Below are 18,305 nucleotides of genomic sequence, written 5' to 3' on the forward strand. Positions count from 1 at the left end.
GAAAGATATGCGCGAAGTCGTGATTGTCGAAGCGGTACGCACCCCTGTCGGCAAGCGAAACGGGGTGTTTCGCGACAAACATCCTGTTCACTTAGCAGCTGTGGTGCTCGATGAAGTCGTGAGACGAGCGGGGATTGAAAAACAGCTGATCGAAGATATCGTGATGGGATGCGTAACGCCGATTGGCGAACAAGGCTACAATATCGGGAGGCTAGCAGCATTAGAGGCAGGCTTTCCGGTGGAAGTACCGGCGGTGCAAATCAACCGAATGTGCGGGTCGGGACAGCAAGCGATTCATTTCGCTGCGCAAGAAATTAAATCAGGTGATATGAATATTACGATTGCGGCTGGCGTCGAAAGCATGACGAAAGTGCCGATTTTAAGCGACGGAAACGAGCGAACGATTCCAGCATCGCTTCATGAAAAATACGAGTTTGTGCACCAAGGCGTTTCTGCGGAACTAATTGCCGAAAAATACGGATTGACAAGAGAACAGTTAGACGAATATGCATATGAAAGCCATCAACGGGCGCTTCGAGCGCAAGCGGAAGGTCGTTTCACCGAAGAAATCATACCCATCCACGGGCTTGATAAAGATGGAAACGACATCATCGTAACAGCCGACGAAGGACCGCGCCAAGATACATCGCTTGAAGCGTTGGCGACATTGAAGCCGGTCTTTAAACCAAACGGAAAAATTACGGCTGGAAACGCAAGTCAAATGAGCGACGGTGCTGCGGCGACGCTACTGATGGAGCGCGAAACAGCGCTTCGCCTCGGCTTGAAGCCGAAAGCAAAAATCGTCGCGCAAACGGTCGTTGGCTCCGACCCGACATATATGCTTGACGGTGTCATTCCAGCGACGAAAAAAGTGTTGCAAAAAGCAAACCTCACCATTGATGATATTGACCTTGTCGAAATTAACGAAGCGTTTGCGCCTGTCGTCCTCGCTTGGCAAAAAGAAATCGGTGCTCCCCTTTCGAAAGTGAACGTTAACGGTGGTGCTATCGCTTTAGGCCATCCGCTCGGCGCAACGGGCGTGAAACTGATGACATCGCTCGTTCACGAACTCGAACGACGAAAGGGGCGCTACGGCTTATTAACGATTTGCATCGGGCACGGCATGTCCACTGCGACCATCATCGAACGGTGGGAAGAATAAAAAGAAACCGGATGTTTCCATCGAGACATCCGGTTTCAGTTTCCTGCCTTCAACGATTTATTTGGCAATTTCCAGTTATATGTATACGATAAAATGCGCAATGTTGCAACAATAACAAACAATACGTACAAACTAATTGAAGAATGTGCGATCCCGGTTCCGACTGCAATGCCAGCGACAATGGCCCACACAGCATAAATTTCATCCCGTAATACGAGCGGTTTTCTTCCCGCCAATACATCGCGGATCATTCCCCCACCGCTCCCGGTCAATACAGCAGCGACAATGACTGCACTCAACGGACGATTCATTTGAACAGCATATAGCGCTCCTTGAATAGCGAACGCTGAAAGACCGAGGGCATCAAAAAAGTTCCCCCACCGCTGCCAATGTGGTAGCATTTTTTGCGGAAACAAATAGACAATCGTCATCGCAATAAACGCAATCAAAAAAAGAGTTTGTTGCTGCCAAAGGATCGATACAGGTACACCAATTAATACGTTGCGTACAGCACCGCCGCCGAATGCAGTTACAATTCCGAGAATATACACACCTAAAATATCGTATTCTTCTTCCATAGCAACAATGGCTCCGCTAATCGCAAAGGCGATGGTGCCAATCATACTTAATACTTCCCAAGTCATCGTTGCATTCCTTTCTATCATGTAACATCACGTTAAAATTTTATGTGTAAAATACGAAAAAATCAATGCTCATTTTTCAGTCATAGCACTTTTACATAAGATTTGTTATGATGAGAACAGACGTTCAACAGGAAAGAGGGAAAATATGCAAAAAGAACAAGAAAGAGTGATTATTGTTGGGTGTCAATTACCACATGTCGATGATGAGCGGTTTTCGTATTCAATGGAAGAGCTTTCTTCGCTCGCTCATACGGCAAACGGTAAAGTCGTTATCCAGCTTACGCAAAAGCGGGACACGATCCATCCGGCTACATATATTGGTAAAGGAAAAGTGGAAGAGCTTGTTCGACTTATTGAACAGTTTGAACCAGATGTTGTTATTTTTAATGATGAATTGTCACCAAGCCAAAACCGCAACTTAACGAAGGTATTAAACGTGCGTGTCATTGATCGGACGCAGCTTATTTTAGACATTTTCGCAAGCCGAGCCCGTTCAAAAGAAGGGAAATTGCAAGTTGAGCTTGCTCAGTTACAATACATCTTGCCTCGGTTAAGCGGGCAAGGTGTAGAACTCTCTCGTTTAGGTGGTGGAATTGGAACGAGGGGACCGGGGGAAACGAAACTAGAAACGGATCGTCGTCATATTCGCCGTCGCATCGATGAAATTAAAGCGCAGCTAAAAGCGGTCGTCGAACATCGTGAACGGTATCGTGAGCGACGGAAAAAAAATGCTGTGTTTCAAATTGCGCTCGTCGGCTATACAAACGCTGGAAAATCCACGCTTTTTAACCGCCTAACGAACGCAGATGCGTTGGAAGAAAATTTATTGTTCGCTACGTTAGATCCGCTCACTAGAAAACTTGTGCTGCCAAGCGGCTACACCGCGCTGTTGACGGACACGGTCGGCTTTATTCAAGACTTGCCGACAACGCTTGTTGCAGCGTTTCGTTCGACGTTAGAAGAAGTGAAAGAAGCTGATTTGATTTTACATATTGTCGATTCGTCCAATCCGGACTATATTCAACATGAACAAACTGTTTACCGCTTGCTTGAGGAGTTGGAGGCGACATCTATTCCAATTGCTACCGTGTATAATAAACGCGACATCGTCCTTCCGAGCTTCGTGCCAAGCCCGAAAACGGACTATTTGTTAGTGAGTGCCTTTCATGAACAAGACGTCCAAACCTTGCGCCATTTTATTGAACAAAAAATGATAGAGGCGATGGAACATTATAATGTAGCGATTCCGTCGTTTGCAGGAAAATTGCTTGCACAACTAAAAGCAGAAACAATTGTACAACATATGTATTTCAATGAACAAAGTGGTATGTACGAGTGTAGCGGCTATTTATTGCCGGAACATCCACTTTTAGCACAACTAAGAACATATCAAAAATAGAAAGGGTTGTTTTATGTTTCAACATTTAACTCATGGAGAAAAAATTGAAGCGCTCGTCAAAGAAGTTGAAGTACAAATTGCACCGGTTCATCGGGCAATTGAAGAGCGGATCGACTATAACCAATATCGCGTTTTGCAGAGCTTTCGTCACCATCAAGTGAGCGATGCTCATTTTATTCCATCAACGGGATATGGTTATGATGACATCGGACGTGATACGCTTGAAAAAGTGTATGCGGACGTATTCGGTGGGGAAGCGGCGCTCGTTCGTCCGCAAATCATTTCCGGTACGCACGCCATTACGATTGCCTTATTTGGCATTTTGCGCCCCGGCGATGAGCTTTTATACATCACTGGCAAACCGTACGATACACTCGAAGAAATTGTCGGCATTCGTGGCAAAGGTATCGGCTCGTTAAAAGAGTTTCATATCGGCTATCAAAGTGTACCGCTCACTCCAGAAGGAAAAGTTGACTTCGTAGCGGTCAAACAGGCGATCAACGAACGGACAAAGATGATTGGTATTCAACGCTCGAAAGGGTACGATCCTCGACCATCGTTCACTATCGCCGAAATAAAAGAGATGATTGATTTTGTCAAAGCAATCAAACAAGACGTTATTGTGTTTGTTGATAACTGTTACGGAGAATTTGTGGAAAACCAAGAGCCGTGCCATGTTGGTGCCGATTTAATGGCGGGTTCACTTATTAAAAATCCAGGTGGCGGATTAGCAAAAACGGGAGGATATCTCGTTGGTAAACGCGAATGTATCGAGATGTGTGCGTACCGCATGACATCTCCGGGAATCGGGGGGGAGGCAGGCGCCTCTTTATATAGTTTGCAAGAAATGTATCAAGGTTTTTTCTTAGCTCCGCATGTTGTTGGACAAGCGTTAAAAGGGGCGGTTTTCACATCAGCGATGCTCGAACGGATTGGAATGAATACGTATCCAACGTGGGATGCAGTACGTACAGATTTAATTCAATCGGTGCAATTTGATGATGCAGAACAAATGATTGCATTTTGTCAGGCGATTCAATTTGCATCACCAGTCAATGCCCATTTCACCCCATACCCGAACTATATGCCAGGCTATGAGGATGACGTCATTATGGCGGCAGGGACATTTGTACAAGGTGCAAGCATTGAGCTATCCGCCGATGGCCCGATTCGGCCTCCATATGTTGCATACGTCCAAGGGGGACTAACGTACTCACATGTCAAAATCGCTGTTTGCATGGCGATTGATCAGTTGCTTGAAAAACAGTTGATTCAATTATAAAATTTTCAGAAAAAAACATGTGATAAGATGTAACGTGTCATTGACATATAAACTAACATATAATAAAATAAAAATACGTATTACGTAAGGAGGGGTCGACATGAATAGTCACATTCGTCGCTCCATGCCGTTATTTCCTATCGGTATCGTTATGCAGTTAACAGATTTATCAGCGCGACAAATTCGCTATTATGAAGAACACGGTCTTATTTCACCTGCACGGACAGAAGGTAATCGGCGGTTGTTCTCGTTTAATGACGTGGATCGGTTGCTTGAAATTAAAGATCTAATCGAGCAAGGGGTTAATTTGGCGGGAATTAAACAAATTTTTGCTTCACGTCAGCAACAACACGCTGAAGCAACGCCACCTGTTGCGCCGAAAGTCATGAAGCAAGATTTGTCGGAAGCGGAGTTGCGCAAACTTTTGCGTGCCGAGCTGATGCAAGCAGGTCGCTTTAATCGCGCTTCACTTCGTCAAGGCGATATCGCTCGTTTTTTTCATTAAAGGATTTATGTTTTTAACATAAATGATCTTTTCATTTTTGGGGGAGGAATATGTATGGCTAAGTACACAAAAGAAGACATTTTTCGTATTGTAAAGGAAGAGAATGTAAAGTATATTCGCTTGCAATTTACTGACATTCTCGGCACGATTAAAAACGTAGAAATTCCAGTGAGCCAGCTACAAAAAGCGCTCGATAATAAGATGATGTTTGACGGATCATCGATCGAGGGATTTGTTCGCATCGAAGAATCAGATATGTACTTGTACCCAGATTTAGATACATTCGTTATTTTCCCATGGACAGCTGAAAAAGGAAAAGTGGCACGCTTTATTTGTGACATTTATAATCCGGATGGTACACCGTTTGAGGGGTGTCCGCGTTACAACTTAAAACGTGTACTAAAAGAAATGGAGGAGCTCGGATTTACAGAGTTCAACCTAGGGCCAGAGCCAGAGTTCTTCTTGTTTAAGTTAGATGAAAAAGGAGAGCCTACATTAGAGTTAAACGATAATGGCGGTTACTTTGACTTAGCACCAACCGATTTAGGAGAAAACTGCCGACGGGATATTGTATTAGAATTAGAAGAGATGGGATTCGAAATTGAAGCGTCTCACCATGAAGTTGCGCCAGGGCAACATGAAATTGACTTCAAGTATGCAAATGCGGTAAAAGCGTGTGATGACATTCAAACATTTAAGCTTGTCGTCAAGACTGTTGCACGTAAACACGGTTTGCACGCGACATTTATGCCAAAACCACTTTTTGGTGTAAACGGATCTGGTATGCATTGTAACTTATCGCTCTTTAAAAATGGTGAAAATGCTTTCTTTGATCCAAATGGTCAATTACAACTGAGCGAAACAGCATTACAGTTCATCGCAGGTGTGTTAAAACACGCGCCAAACTTTACAGCGGTAACGAACCCAACAGTAAATTCATATAAACGTCTCGTTCCAGGATATGAGGCACCTTGTTACGTTGCATGGTCGGCACGTAATCGTAGCCCACTTATTCGTATCCCAGCATCGCGCGGCATGAGCACACGAATTGAAGTGCGTAGTGTGGATCCTGCAGCTAATCCATATTTGGCCATGGCTGTATTATTGGCGGCCGGACTAGATGGAATTAAAAACAAGTTGACGCCACCTGCGCCAGTCGATCGCAACATTTATGTGATGACAAAAGAGGAGCGTTTAGAGGAAGGTATTGTTGACTTACCTGCGACATTAGTAGAAGCGCTCCAAAACTTAAAATCGGATGAAGTAATTGTTAATGCGCTCGGTAAACATTTATTCGAACACTTTGTTGAAGCGAAAGAAATTGAATGGGATATGTTCCGTACAGCTGTGCATCCGTGGGAACGTGAACAATATATGAGCCTTTACTAAAAAAGCTAACGGTTTTTCCGTTAGCTTTTTTCCGTTTCTTTTTCTTTCTTAATGAATAGTTCGATATACACCGATGACTTTCCCTAAAATTGTAGCGTTTTGGACAATGATTGGCTCCATTGAAGAGTTCTCAGGCTGCAAACGGATATGATCTTTTTCTTTAAAAAACCGTTTTACTGTCGCTTCATGATCTTCCGTCATCGCTACAACGATATCCCCGTTATTTGCTGTTTGTTGTTGACGGACGATTACGTAGTCTCCGTCTAAAATACCGGCTTCAATCATGCTTTCTCCGACAATTTGCAACATAAATACTTGATCATCTGGTGAGACGAACCGTTCTGGGAGGGGGAAGTATTCTTCAATATTTTCAATTGCAGTAATTGGTTGTCCGGCTGTGACTTTTCCAACAATTGGGACATTGATGACATTTGTTCTCGGGATGGATTCATGTTCGTCCAAAATCTCAATGGCGCGAGGTTTTGTTGGATCACGTCTAATGAACCCTTTGCTTTCTAAACGAGCTAAATGTCCGTGAACGGTAGAACTTGAAGCTAAACCAACTGCCTCGCCAATTTCCCTTACTGATGGTGGATACCCTTTCGTGCGCACTTCTTGTTTAATAAAGTCCAAAATTTGTTGTTGTCGTTTTGATAATTTTCCCACTATTATACACCTCTTCCTATTCAATCTTTGTCCATATTATAACATAAATTCACATGTTAACACAAACATAAGTTCGAAAAAATAGTTGACACGAACAAAAGTTCTCGTTATCATAAATACAAACAAATGTTCTAAGGGGGTAGGTTTGATGAGCAAAATACATTATGTAATAATGATCTTATTTAGCTTTTTGTTTGTATGGGCATTTGTGCATGTCACACAATCTGTTGATAAAGAAAAATATGTGGAGATTACGGTATCAGCTGGCGATACACTATGGGAGCTTGCAGAGCAATATAAACATGAACATCAATTGTCACGGCAACAGTTCATTGAATGGGTAATGAAAGTGAATAAACGTTCAGACGATCGATTGATCGTTGGTGAGAAAATTGTCATTCCTGTGTTAAAATCAAATAGCGAAAATCAGCTTGTTGCTAATAAACCATAAAGAAAGGGATGACGGATGAACGCGATTATTTATTGTCGTGTAAGTACGACAAAAGAGGCACAAGAAACATCGCTGCAAAGACAAAAAGAAGAGCTTCAGCAACTTGCTAAGGAATACGAAATGAATGTGATCAAGATCATTGAAGAACAGGCAAGTGGTTACGACATTGAACGCGAAGGAATTATGGAGTTGCTTGATACGATGAAACAACATCGCATCGACGTCGTTCTCGTTCAAGATGAAACAAGACTTGGACGAGGAAATGCAAAAATTGCTCTTCTTCGTTGTTTACAAAAGGAAGGGATTCGCGTCTATACGGTAAGTCATCGCGGGGAGCTTCAATTATCAGAAGCAGACTCGATGGTGTTAGAGATTATTAGTATTGTTGAAGAATACCAAAGAAAGATACATAATTTAAAAATTAAACGCGGTATGCAACGAGCTGTCCAAAACGGATATCGTCCAGAAAACAATTTGCGCAACATTGGTGAACACGCTGGACGCGATCGGAAAGATGTGCCGATTGAAGATATTGTTCGTTTACGCCAAAATGGCTTAACGTTTACAGAAATTGCGGCTACGCTTCGTTCATTTGGTTATGATGTATCTAAAGCGACTGTTCATCGGCGATACAAAGAACACGAACAACTTGTCAACAAAGAAAAGTTTTTGTATGATGATACGAGCAAAAAAATCAATACAAAGGAATGAGGTTGAATGTTATCTTCTGAAAAAATTGCACGAATTAATGCATTAGCTAAAAAAGCAAAAATGGAAGGTCTTACGGACGAAGAAAAACAAGAGCAACTCCAACTTCGTACAGAGTATATTGCGGCGTTTCGTGCGTCAATGATCGAAACGTTGCATGCCGTGAAAGTCATTGATCCGAACGGAAACGATGTCACTCCCCAAAAATTAAAGGATAGTAAGAAAAAACGCCTGCATTAATACGCCTATCATGGAGAACATACGAGTATAGATGTTCTCTTTTTTCGTCAGTTTGTCAAAAAAAATGTTGTGAAGCATTGTACATTTTACGCACTTTTCTATATCATAAAAGATGAACATGTTTGCAAATGAAAGGATGAAGACGATGACACACTCTATTGAACAATTATCGATTGCGGCGATTCGTACGTTGTCCATTGATGCTATCGAAAAAGCTAATTCCGGTCATCCGGGTATGCCGATGGGCGCAGCACCGATGGCGTACACACTATGGACGAAGTTTATGAATCATAACCCACGCAATCCAAAGTGGTTTAATCGCGATCGCTTTGTGCTGTCAGCAGGGCACGGTTCAATGCTATTGTATAGCTTGCTCCATTTAAGTGGTTACGACGTCACGATGGAAGATATTAAGCAGTTTCGTCAATGGGGAAGTAAAACACCGGGACATCCAGAATACGGTCATACCCCAGGTGTCGAAGCAACAACTGGTCCGCTTGGACAAGGAATTGCGATGGCTGTTGGAATGGCGATGGCAGAACGTCATTTAGCAGCTACGTACAACAAAGATAAGTTCGAAATGATCAATCACTTTACATATGCCATTTGTGGTGATGGCGACTTAATGGAAGGGGTTTCGGCAGAAGCTGCATCGTTAGCGGGGCATTTGAAACTCGGCCGCCTCATCGTTCTTTATGATTCGAATGATATTTCGCTAGACGGCGAATTACATCTTTCGTTTTCAGAAAGTGTAGAACAGCGTTTCAAAGCGTATGGCTGGCAATATATTCGTGTCGAAGATGGCAATAACATCGAGGAAATTGCCCGAGCTATTGCTGAAGCTCAAAAAGATTTAGAACGTCCGACATTAATTGAAGTAAAAACGACAATCGGCTATGGTTCACCAAACAAAGCGGGAACAGCAGATGTACATGGCGCTCCGCTAGGTAAAGATGAAATTAAGTTAACAAAAGAAGCATATAAATGGACGTTTGAAGAAGATTTTTACGTTCCAGATGAAGTATATGCTCATTTTGAAAAAGTAGTTAAAGAAGCCGGAGAGAAAAAAGAAGCTGAGTGGAATGCTTTATTTGCTGAATATGAAAAAGCATATCCAGATTTAGCGAAACAGCTAAAAATGGCGATTGAAGGTAAACTTCCTGAAGGTTGGGAAAAAGCGTTGCCTGTATATGCTGAAGGGAAGAATCTGGCAACACGTGCTTCTTCTGGAGAAGTATTGAATGCTATCGCAAAAGTTGTGCCACAATTTTTAGGTGGATCCGCAGACTTAGCAGGTTCAAATAAAACGTTGATTAAAGGAGCAGGAGACTTCTTACCTGGAAGTTATGAAGGTCGTAACATTTGGTTTGGTGTACGTGAATTTGCGATGGGCGCAGCGTTAAATGGTATGGCGCTCCATGGCGGTGTAAAAGTGTACGGTGGTACGTTCTTCGTCTTTTCAGATTATTTACGTCCAGCGATTCGACTTGCTGCACTTATGGGATTGCCTGTCACATATGTATTTACGCACGATAGCATTGCTGTTGGTGAGGATGGTCCAACGCATGAGCCAATTGAACAACTCGCTTCATTAAGAGCGATGCCAAATGTATGCGTCATTCGTCCGGCAGATGCGAACGAAACAGCAGCTGCATGGCGGTTAGCGGTAGAATCTACGGATCGTCCGACAGCGCTTGTGTTGACACGTCAAAACCTTCCTACGCTAGCGACAACAGCAGAGCGTGCGTATGAAGGAGTGAAAAGAGGAGCGTATGTTGTTTCTGAAGCTCAAGGAGAAGTACAAGCCCTGTTGCTAGCATCTGGTTCAGAAGTTAGCCTAGCAGTAGAGGCACAAAAAGCGTTAGCGAATGAAGGAATTCATGTTTCGGTTGTAAGTATGCCTTCGTGGGACCGTTTTGAAGCGCAATCAGCGCAATATAAAGAAAGCGTCATTCCAAAGCATGTGAAAAAACGTCTTGCGATTGAAATGGGCGCGTCGCTTGGTTGGGAACGCTATACAGGTGACGAAGGAGATATTTTAGCTATCGATCGCTTTGGGGCCTCAGCACCTGGTGAAAAAATTATGCAAGAATATGGATTTACAGTAGAAAACGTTGTAGCGCGAGTCAAAGCATTATTAAGTAAATAATAAAACGGGGAGATGTGCTCCCCGTTTTATTATCGAACGAAGATTTTTTACTGAACATATTGTACAAACCATTATTGTTTAGTATAGTGTAATGTAGACAACATGAAGGAGGAAAAAATATGTGGGAAATGATTTTAGTAGGCATTGTAGCGCTTGCTGCTGGCGTTGCGCTCGGATTTTTTATCGCGCGTAAAACAATGATGAACTACTTAAAGAAAAATCCACCGATTAATGAACAAATGATTCGAATGATGATGATGCAAATGGGTATGACGCCATCGCAAAAAAAGATCAACCAAATGATGAAAGCGATGAACAATCAGTTGAAATAAAGGTAAGGCACTCACAACGAGTGTCTTTTTTAGCATGGAAAGAAGCTGTTGCCCGTATTTGTATTTTTTTGATAAAATATAGCTAAATGAAGAAAGAATGGAGTGCCAATCATATGGACATTCAACTGTTTGTTGCGTTTGGGGCAGGTGTGTTGTCGTTTATTTCTCCTTGCTGTTTGCCGCTTTACCCAGCCTTTTTATCATATATTACGGGAATTTCAGTTAGTGATTTAAAGTCTGATTATGCATTGTTACAAAAAAGAAGTTTGTTACATACGTTATTTTTTTTGCTCGGTTTTTCTTTTATCTTTATTGCGATCGGTTTCGGCACATCGATTCTTGGACGTTTTTTTCATACGTACCAAGATCTTATTCGGCAAATTGGTGCAATACTGATGGTGTTTTTCGGATTTGTTATTATCGGCATCTTTAAGCCGACCTTTTTAATGACGGATCGTCGTTTATCCTTTCAACAACGTCCATCAGGTTATATCGGATCTTTCCTTATTGGCATGGCGTTTGCTGCCGGTTGGACGCCGTGTACAGGTCCGATTTTAGTATCCGTGATTGCTCTAGCAGCGACAAATCCGAGTTTAGGCGTTGTCTATATGACCGCCTATTCACTCGGTTTTGCTTTGCCTTTTTTGCTTTTATCGTTTTTTATTGGGAAAATGGGTTGGATTCGGAAACATCATGTTAAGCTAATGAAAGTCGGCGGATATGTCATGATAGGCATGGGGGTTGTACTGTTTTTTGATTGGATGACGAAAATTACGATTTATATGACAAACATATTTGGTGGCTTTACAGGTTTCTAGTTTCTTAGGGTGTGGAGGGAAAGGAAATGGCGAGAATTTTAATTGTCGATGATGCAAAATTTATGCGCATGACATTAGCGAATATTTTAAAAAAAGCAAATCATGAAGTGGTTGGGGAAGCGGAAAACGGAAGGGAAGCTGTTGAATTATATATAGAGTTAAAGCCAGACGTGGTGACACTCGATATTACAATGCCAGTGATGAGTGGTCTTGAAGCTGTGAGGGAAATTAAACGTCATGATCCTCATGCGAAGATTATTATGTGTTCCGCGATGGGGCAACAAAAAATGGTTGTTGAAGCTATTGAAGCAGGGGCGCTAGATTTTATCGTAAAACCATTTGATGAAAGTCGCGTCATGGAGGCTATTCAACGTGTGTTACAGTAAGATGAGAAAGAAGATTGATTTTGGCTATTTTTAGTTCGGTATTTGCGGTGTTTATGGCTGGACTTGTTTTCTTTATTCGCATGAAAGCGGCAGAAAAACCGACAAACGCCAAAAAAATTATATTACCCCCTATTTTTATGAGCACAGGCGCTCTTATGTTTCTTCATCCAATGTTTCGAGTAACGATGTTAGAATGTGTAGAAGCAGTTTTTGTTGGAGCGCTTTTTTCTATTTTGTTAATTAAAACATCTTCGTTTGAAGTTCGAGGCAACAAAATTTATTTACAACGTTCAAAAGCGTTCGCTTTTATTTTTGTTGGCTTAATTGTATTGCGTCTCGCTTTAAAAACATATTTAAGCCGCACCATTGAGTACGGAGAACTCGCGGGAATGTTTTGGATTTTAGCCTTCTCGATGATTGTTCCGTGGCGCGTGGCGATGTATGCATCATATCGTCGCCTCCAACGTGAAGTAAAAGAAAAAAGCTAATCAGCAACAGGCGATTAGCTTTTTTTTGTTAGTAAATGTTCGTATTTTGTAAAATCAATTTGTTTTTCTCTTAGCGCTTTAATTAAAAATTTATGATCACGCTTTGGTGTGGCGAGAATATAGCCACGAACAACTAAATCTTCTGTAATTTGATTCGCATTTTCTTGCAACGCCAACTCTCCAATTTTCCCAGCAATTTTTTGGCGTGCCACATCGCGAAACAACTCAGGAACTGGGCGAACTAAATCTTCAAGTAGCGCTTTTTCTTTTTCAGACCATAAATGACGCGTTTGCTCAATATAATATTGTTGCCAATCCAATTCTGACTTCCCATCCTCTTTTGGTAGCCGTTTTAAAAATTTCCTAAACATGAAGAAGCCACCGATTGACATCGTAACAAGAAGAAAAACGACCCAAAATAAAATAAACCATAAAAACCAACCTGTTAGCATACATTCCACCTCAACGTTTATTATGTAAAAAAACAATGGCAGAATCAAGTAAAAGAGCTGACAGTTGCGTCAGCTCTTTTACATATCGTGACTTGAGTTATGCTTTTGGCGGGTATGATTTTGATTTTTTACTTTTTTCGAACCACTAAGCGGTTCTGGTTGTCCTGGGTTATCTCCTTTTGGGGCATTTTTACGCATGTCTTTGCTTGTATTTTTGTTCATGCGACACACTCCTTTCTTTCATATGATGGCATGATAAACCGTATTTATGCATATTTCATCCGTCAATAGGCACGATAATAACAAAAAGAGAGGAGTGAAAGCGATGCCTTATCATAAAAATAAGCAACAGGCGTTTGAAGCTGCACAACAAGGAACAATGGAGGCAAAAGAATGGTATGATCATCTGGTGAAAAGTGACGCAGACTATGGAAGTCAGTTGCATCATCTAAAGCAGGAAGTAAACGAGGCGTTTGAACAAATTAATAACGCGCTTGAAGTAGCCTCGGAAAAACAACGCAAACAGCTTGAACAATTTCGTCATGATTTGCAAGCGATTGTCGACGAAGTTAACATGTATGAATAATCCCGCTTCAAGCGGGATTATTGATTTTTCTTTCGTTTTTTATTATTTTGTTTTTGAGCTTCGGTGAGTGGCTCGTTGGAGAGCTCCTCATTGTAGCCAGCACCTTTTCCTTGTGCGCTCGCATCGTTCATGCCAGGAATGACATGATTTGCTTTTCTTTTTACCATCTTTTTTCACCTCCTACAACTATTGTTGGAAATAGAGCAAAAAAATATGCATTTATCTGAAACTTATAAACAATTATTATTTACTTATGGAGAGCATTGTATTAAGATAAAAGCGTAGGAATTTTGTGGGTGTGGGAGAAGATGATCTGTTAGAAGGGGGTAATACATAATGGTGAAAAATGATGTATTTCAAGCGCGTGATACGTTTGAGGTGAACGGGAAAAAATATCATTATTATCGTTTACAAGCGCTTGAAGAAGCAGGAATCGGAAATGTATCGCGTCTTCCGTATTCTATTAAAGTGCTTCTTGAATCAGTACTTCGTCAAGTTGATGGACGTGTCATTACGAAAGAGCATGTTGAAAATTTAGCGAAATGGGGAACGAGCGAACTAAAAGATGTAGACGTTCCGTTTAAACCATCTCGCGTCATCTTGCAAGACTTTACAGGTGTCCCTGCTGTTGTTGACTTAGCTTCCATGCGGAAAGCAATGGCCGACATCGGCGGAGATCCGTATGAAATCAACCCCGAAATTCCTGTTGATCTTGTGATCGACCATTCTGTCCAAGTTGATAAAGCAGGGACAGAAGATGCGCTCGAGTATAACATGAATTTAGAATTTGAACGCAATGCAGAGCGTTATAAGTTTTTAAAGTGGGCACAAAAAGCGTTTAGCAATTATCGTGCTGTTCCTCCAGCAACAGGTATTGTGCACCAAGTTAACTTAGAGTATTTAGCGAATGTGGTGCATGTTGTTGAAGGGGAAAATGGTGAGTATGAGGCGTTCCCAGATACGCTTGTTGGCACAGACTCCCACACAACAATGATTAACGGTATTGGCGTACTCGGTTGGGGTGTTGGTGGTATCGAGGCGGAAGCAGGCATGCTTGGACAACCATCTTACTTCCCAGTACCAGAAGTAATTGGTGTACGTTTAACAGGAAAATTACCGAATGGTACGACAGCAACAGACCTTGCGTTAAAAGTGACACAAGTGCTTCGGAAAAAAGGGGTTGTCGGCAAGTTTGTTGAATTTTTCGGTCCAGGTGTGGCGACATTGCCGTTGGCCGACCGTGCAACTGTGGCCAACATGGCACCTGAATATGGTGCAACGTGTGGCTTCTTCCCGGTTGATGCTGAGGCGCTTGATTATTTACGTTTAACAGGTCGTGACGAACAACATGTTCAAGTCGTTGAAGCATATTGCAAAGCGAATGGTTTGTTCTATACACCAGATGCACAAGAGCCTGTGTTTACAGATGTTGTTGAAATTAACTTATCAGAAATTGAACCAAATCTTTCTGGGCCAAAACGTCCACAAGATTTAATTCCGCTTTCAAAAATGAAAGAATCGTTCCGTCAAGCTGTTGTTTCTCCGCAAGGGAACCAAGGTTTTGGCTTGACTGAAGCAGATTTCGATAAAGAAATGACTGTTACGTTAAACGGCGAAGAAGTAAAAATGAAAACAGGTGCGATCGCAATTGCGGCGATTACAAGCTGTACAAACACGTCTAACCCATACGTGTTAATCGGTGCAGGCTTAGTGGCGAAAAAAGCGGTGGAAAAAGGATTGAAAGTACCAAAATACGTAAAAACATCACTTGCACCTGGTTCGAAAGTCGTCACAGGATATTTAAAAGATTCAGGTCTTCTCCCTTACCTAGAGCAAATTGGCTTTAATATCGTTGGTTACGGTTGTACGACATGTATCGGTAACTCTGGTCCGCTTGCTCCGGAGCTTGAAAAAGCGATTGCCGAAAACGATTTGCTTGTCACGAGCGTATTGTCTGGTAACCGAAACTTTGAAGGGCGTATTCATCCGCTCGTCAAAGGCAACTATTTAGCATCACCGCCGCTTGTCGTAGCATATGCGCTTGCCGGAACAGTCGACATCGATTTGTTAAATGATCCGATCGGTAAAGATCAAAACGGCAATGATGTGTACTTTAACGACATTTGGCCATCTACAGAAGAAGTGAAAGAAGTTGTGAAAAAGACGGTGACGCCAGAATTATTCCGTAAAGAATACGAGCGAGTATTTGACGATAACGCACGTTGGAATGCGATTGAAACGACGGACGAGCCACTTTATCAATGGGATGAAAACTCAACATATATTCAAAATCCGCCATTCTTTGAAGGATTATCGCCAGAAGTGGAAGAAGTAAAACCACTTGCTGGTTTGAGAGTGGTTGGAAAGTTTGGCGACTCTGTCACAACAGATCACATTTCGCCAGCTGGATCGATCGGTGTAAATACACCAGCAGGACAATATTTAATTTCTAAAGGTGTTGATCCGAAAGACTTTAACTCGTACGGTTCTCGTCGTGGTAACCATGAAGTGATGATGCGTGGTACGTTTGCAAACATCCGTATTCGCAACCAAATCGCGCCAGGTACAGAGGGTGGCTATACAACATATTGGCCAACAGGCGAGGTCATGTCGATTTACGATGCTTGCATGAAATATAAACAAGATGGTACAGGGCTTGTTGTTATTGCTGGAAAAGATTACGGTATGGGAAGTTCGCGCGACTGGGCGGCAAAAGGAACATACTTGCTCGGTATCAAAACGGTTATTGCGGAAAGCTTTGAACGTATCCATCGTTCAAACCTTGTGCTTATGGGTGTGTTACCACTCCAATTTAAAGAAGGGGAAAATGCTGAGACGCTTGGATTGACAGGTAAAGAAGTATTTGAAGTGCATATTGATGAAAACGTCAAACCGCGCGACTACGTCAAAGTAACAGCGACAGACGAGCAAGGAAACAAAAAAGAATTTGAAGTGCTTGTTCGTTTCGATAGCGAAGTAGAAATCGACTACTACCGTCATGGTGGAATTTTGCCGATGGTATTGCGCGAGAAGTTAAAACGATAAGAAGAGAGCGATCTGCTCTCTTCTTTATTTTGTGTTTGTCTTTTTCGCTGCGTTTTCTAATGCACTTTTTGGATCAGGGGTAAATGTGGCATCATATCCTTGTGGATTGACGCTTGGAGCGTTTTGCCCACGATTTCTTCCGTTATTTTTACTCATCATGTCCACCTCCTGCGCATATTGTATCCGTCTTTTTCAAAAAATATATATAAGAGGAGGCAGTGACATGAATCGAGCCATTCAAACAGCATTGTGTACAATTGCTTTAGCCCAATTTTTAAAAATTCCATTGACGAAAAGAAAAACGAAAAAGTGGGATTGGTCGCTTTTTTTTGAAACGGGAGGCATGCCAAGTTCACATTCTGCGGGTGTTGCCTCCCTTGCCACATATGTTGCTTTAAAACGAGGAGTGCATAGTATAGATTTTGCCCTTGCAGCCATTTTTGGTTTAATTGTTATGTATGACGCCCAAGGAGTGCGTCATCAAGCAGGAGAGTTAGCTATTCGTGTGAACGAATTAACTGAGGAAATCGAACGGTTAAAAGGTGCTCAAGATGACGGAAAGTTGGACCGAAAAGAAGAGTTGTTGCGCGAACGGCTTGGTCATCAACCAATTGAAGTGATTGGAGGGGCGTTTCTTGGTATCGTTACAGGAGGATTATCTTATGTAATAAGTAGGTGGAAGCGCTCGCTATGAGAGGTGAGCGCTCTTTTTTCTTTGCCATATATGTTGAGGGAGTTCTGACAAAATCATCCCTAATAAAATAAGTCCAGCTCCAAATAAGGCCGCTTGTTGAAGATACTCATCATTCCATATATATGCAGTTAGAGCCGCAAAAACAGGTTCTAAAGCAAAAATTAAAGCAACACGTGTTGGAGATGTATATTGTTGAAAATGCGTTTGAATAAAGAAAGCAATCGTTGTCGCGAACAGTGCGGTAATGAGTAGAGCCAGCCATACATCAAATTCAAAAAAAGTGGATAGTGGAATAAGAGACCAGTCTTCAAACAAATATGAACATATAAAACAAGTGATGGATACTGTTTGAACTTGAATCGTTGTTAGTAGGATAGGTGAAAATTTTGTTGCATATATGCTTGTCGTTACGATATGTAGCGCAAAAGCGATAGCGCACAAAAAGACGAACACATCTCCTTTATTGATCGACATATCTCCGCTTGCGGTTAAAAGATATAGTCCGCATGTAGCGAGTATGCTTCCGACAACGGCGTTAAACGAAGGTCTTTGCTTTAAAATGATAAATGAAAGGAAAGGAACGATAACAACATTTAATCCGGTAATGAATCCCGCTTTTGATGAAGTCGTATACAATAAACCAATCGTTTGAAAGGCATATCCAAGACATAGCCATATGCCAAGAAGCGATCCAGCACATATAAGTTGTCGATCCAGAGGTTTACGTTCGAAGATAAGCACCCAAGCCCATAGCAGTACGCTAGCGATCGCAAAACGTACGCCATTAAACATTAATGGAGGTAAAAAAGCAATGGCGTTTTGAACGACGACAAACGTAGCACCCCAAACAAATGCAACAAATAATAAACTAATATCAGCTTTGTATTTCATTTGACTCTCCTTTACAAA

The 18,305-nt window shown here is 41.9% G+C and carries 23 protein-coding genes; 16 read left to right on the top strand and 7 right to left on the bottom strand.

Annotated elements, in window-relative coordinates; genetic code table 11:
- The first annotated feature begins 7 nt into the window (after window positions 1-7).
- Window positions 8-1,162, top strand: coding sequence for a thiolase family protein (locus BO219_RS02850; protein ID WP_077428924.1), 1,155 nt, complete (start codon window positions 8-10; stop codon window positions 1,160-1,162).
- A 35-nt stretch (window positions 1,163-1,197) separates the two neighbouring features.
- Here the strand turns inward: BO219_RS02850 and BO219_RS02855 are convergent, their stop codons facing one another.
- Window positions 1,198-1,806, bottom strand: a complete 609-nt coding sequence (locus tag BO219_RS02855; protein ID WP_012575107.1) for a trimeric intracellular cation channel family protein — start codon at window positions 1,804-1,806, stop codon at window positions 1,198-1,200.
- Window positions 1,807-1,951: 145 nt separating this feature from the next.
- On the opposite strand from BO219_RS02855, the gene hflX reads away from it, so the two are divergent.
- From hflX to glnA, 4 genes are all read left to right on the top strand, one after another.
- Entirely contained in the window at window positions 1,952-3,205 is a 1,254-nt protein-coding gene (gene hflX / locus BO219_RS02860) for a GTPase HflX (RefSeq protein ID WP_077428333.1), read from the top strand.
- Between the two features lie 13 nt (window positions 3,206-3,218).
- Window positions 3,219-4,487 (top strand): methionine gamma-lyase family protein, encoded by a 1,269-nt coding sequence (locus BO219_RS02865; RefSeq protein ID WP_077428334.1) that lies wholly within the window; start codon window positions 3,219-3,221, stop codon window positions 4,485-4,487.
- Between the two features lie 100 nt (window positions 4,488-4,587).
- Entirely contained in the window at window positions 4,588-4,992 is a 405-nt protein-coding gene (locus BO219_RS02870; RefSeq protein ID WP_077428335.1) for a MerR family transcriptional regulator, read from the top strand.
- Between the two features lie 54 nt (window positions 4,993-5,046).
- Window positions 5,047-6,381 carry a type I glutamate--ammonia ligase gene (glnA, locus tag BO219_RS02875; protein WP_077428336.1) on the top strand — a complete coding sequence of 445 codons (1,335 nt, stop codon included), beginning with the start codon at window positions 5,047-5,049 and terminating at the stop codon, window positions 6,379-6,381.
- A gap of 48 nt (window positions 6,382-6,429) precedes the next feature.
- On the opposite strand, the gene lexA is transcribed toward glnA, so the two are convergent.
- Complete coding sequence (gene lexA, locus BO219_RS02880) at window positions 6,430-7,047, bottom strand: transcriptional repressor LexA (protein ID WP_041638409.1); 618 nt, start codon at window positions 7,045-7,047, stop codon at window positions 6,430-6,432.
- A gap of 148 nt (window positions 7,048-7,195) precedes the next feature.
- Here lexA and yneA point away from each other — a divergent pair, with 148 nt between their 5' ends.
- The 8 genes from yneA (at window position 7,196) to BO219_RS02920 (ending at window position 12,619) form a co-directional block, all read left to right on the top strand.
- Window positions 7,196-7,498, top strand: a complete 303-nt coding sequence (yneA, locus tag BO219_RS02885) for a cell division suppressor protein YneA (protein ID WP_041638408.1) — start codon at window positions 7,196-7,198, stop codon at window positions 7,496-7,498.
- 15 nt (window positions 7,499-7,513) lie between these two features.
- Window positions 7,514-8,209: a YneB family resolvase-like protein gene (locus BO219_RS02890; RefSeq protein ID WP_006318311.1), complete on the top strand. Its 696-nt coding sequence runs from the start codon at window positions 7,514-7,516 to the stop codon at window positions 8,207-8,209.
- Window positions 8,210-8,215: 6 nt separating this feature from the next.
- Window positions 8,216-8,446 carry a DUF896 domain-containing protein gene (locus BO219_RS02895; RefSeq protein WP_006318312.1) on the top strand — a complete coding sequence of 77 codons (231 nt, stop codon included), beginning with the start codon at window positions 8,216-8,218 and terminating at the stop codon, window positions 8,444-8,446.
- 145 nt (window positions 8,447-8,591) lie between these two features.
- Window positions 8,592-10,595 carry a transketolase gene (tkt, locus tag BO219_RS02900; RefSeq protein WP_077428337.1) on the top strand — a complete coding sequence of 668 codons (2,004 nt, stop codon included), beginning with the start codon at window positions 8,592-8,594 and terminating at the stop codon, window positions 10,593-10,595.
- 119 nt (window positions 10,596-10,714) lie between these two features.
- A complete protein-coding gene (locus BO219_RS02905) occupies window positions 10,715-10,927 on the top strand; it encodes a YneF family protein (RefSeq protein WP_003398951.1) in 213 nt (70 codons plus the stop codon).
- Between the two features lie 113 nt (window positions 10,928-11,040).
- Window positions 11,041-11,745, top strand: coding sequence for a cytochrome c biogenesis CcdA family protein (locus tag BO219_RS02910; protein ID WP_035019581.1), 705 nt, complete (start codon window positions 11,041-11,043; stop codon window positions 11,743-11,745).
- Between the two features lie 26 nt (window positions 11,746-11,771).
- Complete coding sequence (locus BO219_RS02915; protein ID WP_077428338.1) at window positions 11,772-12,131, top strand: response regulator; 360 nt, start codon at window positions 11,772-11,774, stop codon at window positions 12,129-12,131.
- A gap of 20 nt (window positions 12,132-12,151) precedes the next feature.
- The gene (locus BO219_RS02920; protein ID WP_171700056.1) at window positions 12,152-12,619 is read left to right on the top strand and encodes a CcdC family protein; all 468 of its coding nucleotides are present in this window, start codon (window positions 12,152-12,154) and stop codon (window positions 12,617-12,619) included.
- Between the two features lie 14 nt (window positions 12,620-12,633).
- On the opposite strand, the gene BO219_RS02925 is transcribed toward BO219_RS02920, so the two are convergent.
- Entirely contained in the window at window positions 12,634-13,071 is a 438-nt protein-coding gene (locus tag BO219_RS02925; RefSeq protein ID WP_035019583.1) for a DUF2621 domain-containing protein, read from the bottom strand.
- A 78-nt stretch (window positions 13,072-13,149) separates the two neighbouring features.
- Entirely contained in the window at window positions 13,150-13,293 is a 144-nt protein-coding gene (locus BO219_RS02930) for a small acid-soluble spore protein P (protein WP_006318326.1), read from the bottom strand.
- 103 nt (window positions 13,294-13,396) lie between these two features.
- Here BO219_RS02930 and BO219_RS02935 point away from each other — a divergent pair, with 103 nt between their 5' ends.
- A complete protein-coding gene (locus tag BO219_RS02935; protein WP_035019584.1) occupies window positions 13,397-13,657 on the top strand; it encodes a hypothetical protein in 261 nt (86 codons plus the stop codon).
- Window positions 13,658-13,674: 17 nt separating this feature from the next.
- Here BO219_RS02935 and sspO read toward each other — a convergent pair whose 3' ends face one another.
- On the bottom strand, window positions 13,675-13,824 hold the full coding sequence (gene sspO, locus BO219_RS02940) for a small acid-soluble spore protein O (RefSeq protein ID WP_004890592.1): 150 nt from the start codon (window positions 13,822-13,824) through the stop codon (window positions 13,675-13,677).
- Between the two features lie 169 nt (window positions 13,825-13,993).
- Between sspO and acnA the strand changes: the two genes are divergently transcribed.
- Window positions 13,994-16,702, top strand: a complete 2,709-nt coding sequence (gene acnA / locus BO219_RS02945) for an aconitate hydratase AcnA (protein WP_077428340.1) — start codon at window positions 13,994-13,996, stop codon at window positions 16,700-16,702.
- Window positions 16,703-16,726: 24 nt separating this feature from the next.
- On the opposite strand, the gene sspL is transcribed toward acnA, so the two are convergent.
- Entirely contained in the window at window positions 16,727-16,858 is a 132-nt protein-coding gene (gene sspL / locus BO219_RS02950) for a small, acid-soluble spore protein L (RefSeq protein WP_035018667.1), read from the bottom strand.
- Window positions 16,859-16,925: 67 nt separating this feature from the next.
- On the opposite strand from sspL, the gene BO219_RS02955 reads away from it, so the two are divergent.
- Window positions 16,926-17,396 carry a divergent PAP2 family protein gene (locus BO219_RS02955; RefSeq protein ID WP_041638403.1) on the top strand — a complete coding sequence of 157 codons (471 nt, stop codon included), beginning with the start codon at window positions 16,926-16,928 and terminating at the stop codon, window positions 17,394-17,396.
- On the opposite strand, the gene BO219_RS02960 is transcribed toward BO219_RS02955, so the two are convergent.
- Window positions 17,391-18,287, bottom strand: a complete 897-nt coding sequence (locus tag BO219_RS02960; protein ID WP_077428341.1) for a DMT family transporter — start codon at window positions 18,285-18,287, stop codon at window positions 17,391-17,393. The genes BO219_RS02955 and BO219_RS02960 overlap by 6 nt on opposite strands.
- Window positions 18,288-18,305 lie beyond the last annotated feature (18 nt).

It is taken from the genome of Anoxybacillus kestanbolensis, assembly GCF_001996285.1.
Taxonomy (GTDB): Bacteria; Bacillota; Bacilli; order Bacillales; family Anoxybacillaceae; genus Anoxybacillus; species Anoxybacillus kestanbolensis_A.

Excerpts from the sequence above, each read along its gene's own strand:
- BO219_RS02895 (WP_006318312.1), top strand. The coding sequence starts at position 8,216 with ATGTTATCTTCTGAAAAAATTGCACGAATTAATGCATTAGCTAAAAAA.
- sspO (WP_004890592.1), bottom strand. The coding sequence starts at position 13,824 with ATGGTAAAAAGAAAAGCAAATCATGTCATTCCTGGCATGAACGATGCG.
- tkt (WP_077428337.1), top strand. The coding sequence starts at position 8,592 with ATGACACACTCTATTGAACAATTATCGATTGCGGCGATTCGTACGTTG.
- BO219_RS02930 (WP_006318326.1), bottom strand. The coding sequence starts at position 13,293 with ATGAACAAAAATACAAGCAAAGACATGCGTAAAAATGCCCCAAAAGGA.
- BO219_RS02915 (WP_077428338.1), top strand. The coding sequence starts at position 11,772 with ATGGCGAGAATTTTAATTGTCGATGATGCAAAATTTATGCGCATGACA.
- BO219_RS02855 (WP_012575107.1), bottom strand. The coding sequence starts at position 1,806 with ATGACTTGGGAAGTATTAAGTATGATTGGCACCATCGCCTTTGCGATT.
- BO219_RS02905 (WP_003398951.1), top strand. The coding sequence starts at position 10,715 with ATGTGGGAAATGATTTTAGTAGGCATTGTAGCGCTTGCTGCTGGCGTT.
- BO219_RS02890 (WP_006318311.1), top strand. The coding sequence starts at position 7,514 with ATGAACGCGATTATTTATTGTCGTGTAAGTACGACAAAAGAGGCACAA.
- acnA (WP_077428340.1), top strand. The coding sequence starts at position 13,994 with ATGGTGAAAAATGATGTATTTCAAGCGCGTGATACGTTTGAGGTGAAC.
- BO219_RS02955 (WP_041638403.1), top strand. The coding sequence starts at position 16,926 with ATGAATCGAGCCATTCAAACAGCATTGTGTACAATTGCTTTAGCCCAA.
- glnA (WP_077428336.1), top strand. The coding sequence starts at position 5,047 with ATGGCTAAGTACACAAAAGAAGACATTTTTCGTATTGTAAAGGAAGAG.
- BO219_RS02850 (WP_077428924.1), top strand. The coding sequence starts at position 8 with ATGCGCGAAGTCGTGATTGTCGAAGCGGTACGCACCCCTGTCGGCAAG.
- sspL (WP_035018667.1), bottom strand. The coding sequence starts at position 16,858 with ATGAGTAAAAATAACGGAAGAAATCGTGGGCAAAACGCTCCAAGCGTC.
- BO219_RS02870 (WP_077428335.1), top strand. The coding sequence starts at position 4,588 with ATGAATAGTCACATTCGTCGCTCCATGCCGTTATTTCCTATCGGTATC.
- BO219_RS02925 (WP_035019583.1), bottom strand. The coding sequence starts at position 13,071 with ATGCTAACAGGTTGGTTTTTATGGTTTATTTTATTTTGGGTCGTTTTT.
- BO219_RS02910 (WP_035019581.1), top strand. The coding sequence starts at position 11,041 with ATGGACATTCAACTGTTTGTTGCGTTTGGGGCAGGTGTGTTGTCGTTT.
- BO219_RS02865 (WP_077428334.1), top strand. The coding sequence starts at position 3,219 with ATGTTTCAACATTTAACTCATGGAGAAAAAATTGAAGCGCTCGTCAAA.
- BO219_RS02960 (WP_077428341.1), bottom strand. The coding sequence starts at position 18,287 with ATGAAATACAAAGCTGATATTAGTTTATTATTTGTTGCATTTGTTTGG.
- BO219_RS02935 (WP_035019584.1), top strand. The coding sequence starts at position 13,397 with ATGCCTTATCATAAAAATAAGCAACAGGCGTTTGAAGCTGCACAACAA.
- yneA (WP_041638408.1), top strand. The coding sequence starts at position 7,196 with ATGAGCAAAATACATTATGTAATAATGATCTTATTTAGCTTTTTGTTT.
- hflX (WP_077428333.1), top strand. The coding sequence starts at position 1,952 with ATGCAAAAAGAACAAGAAAGAGTGATTATTGTTGGGTGTCAATTACCA.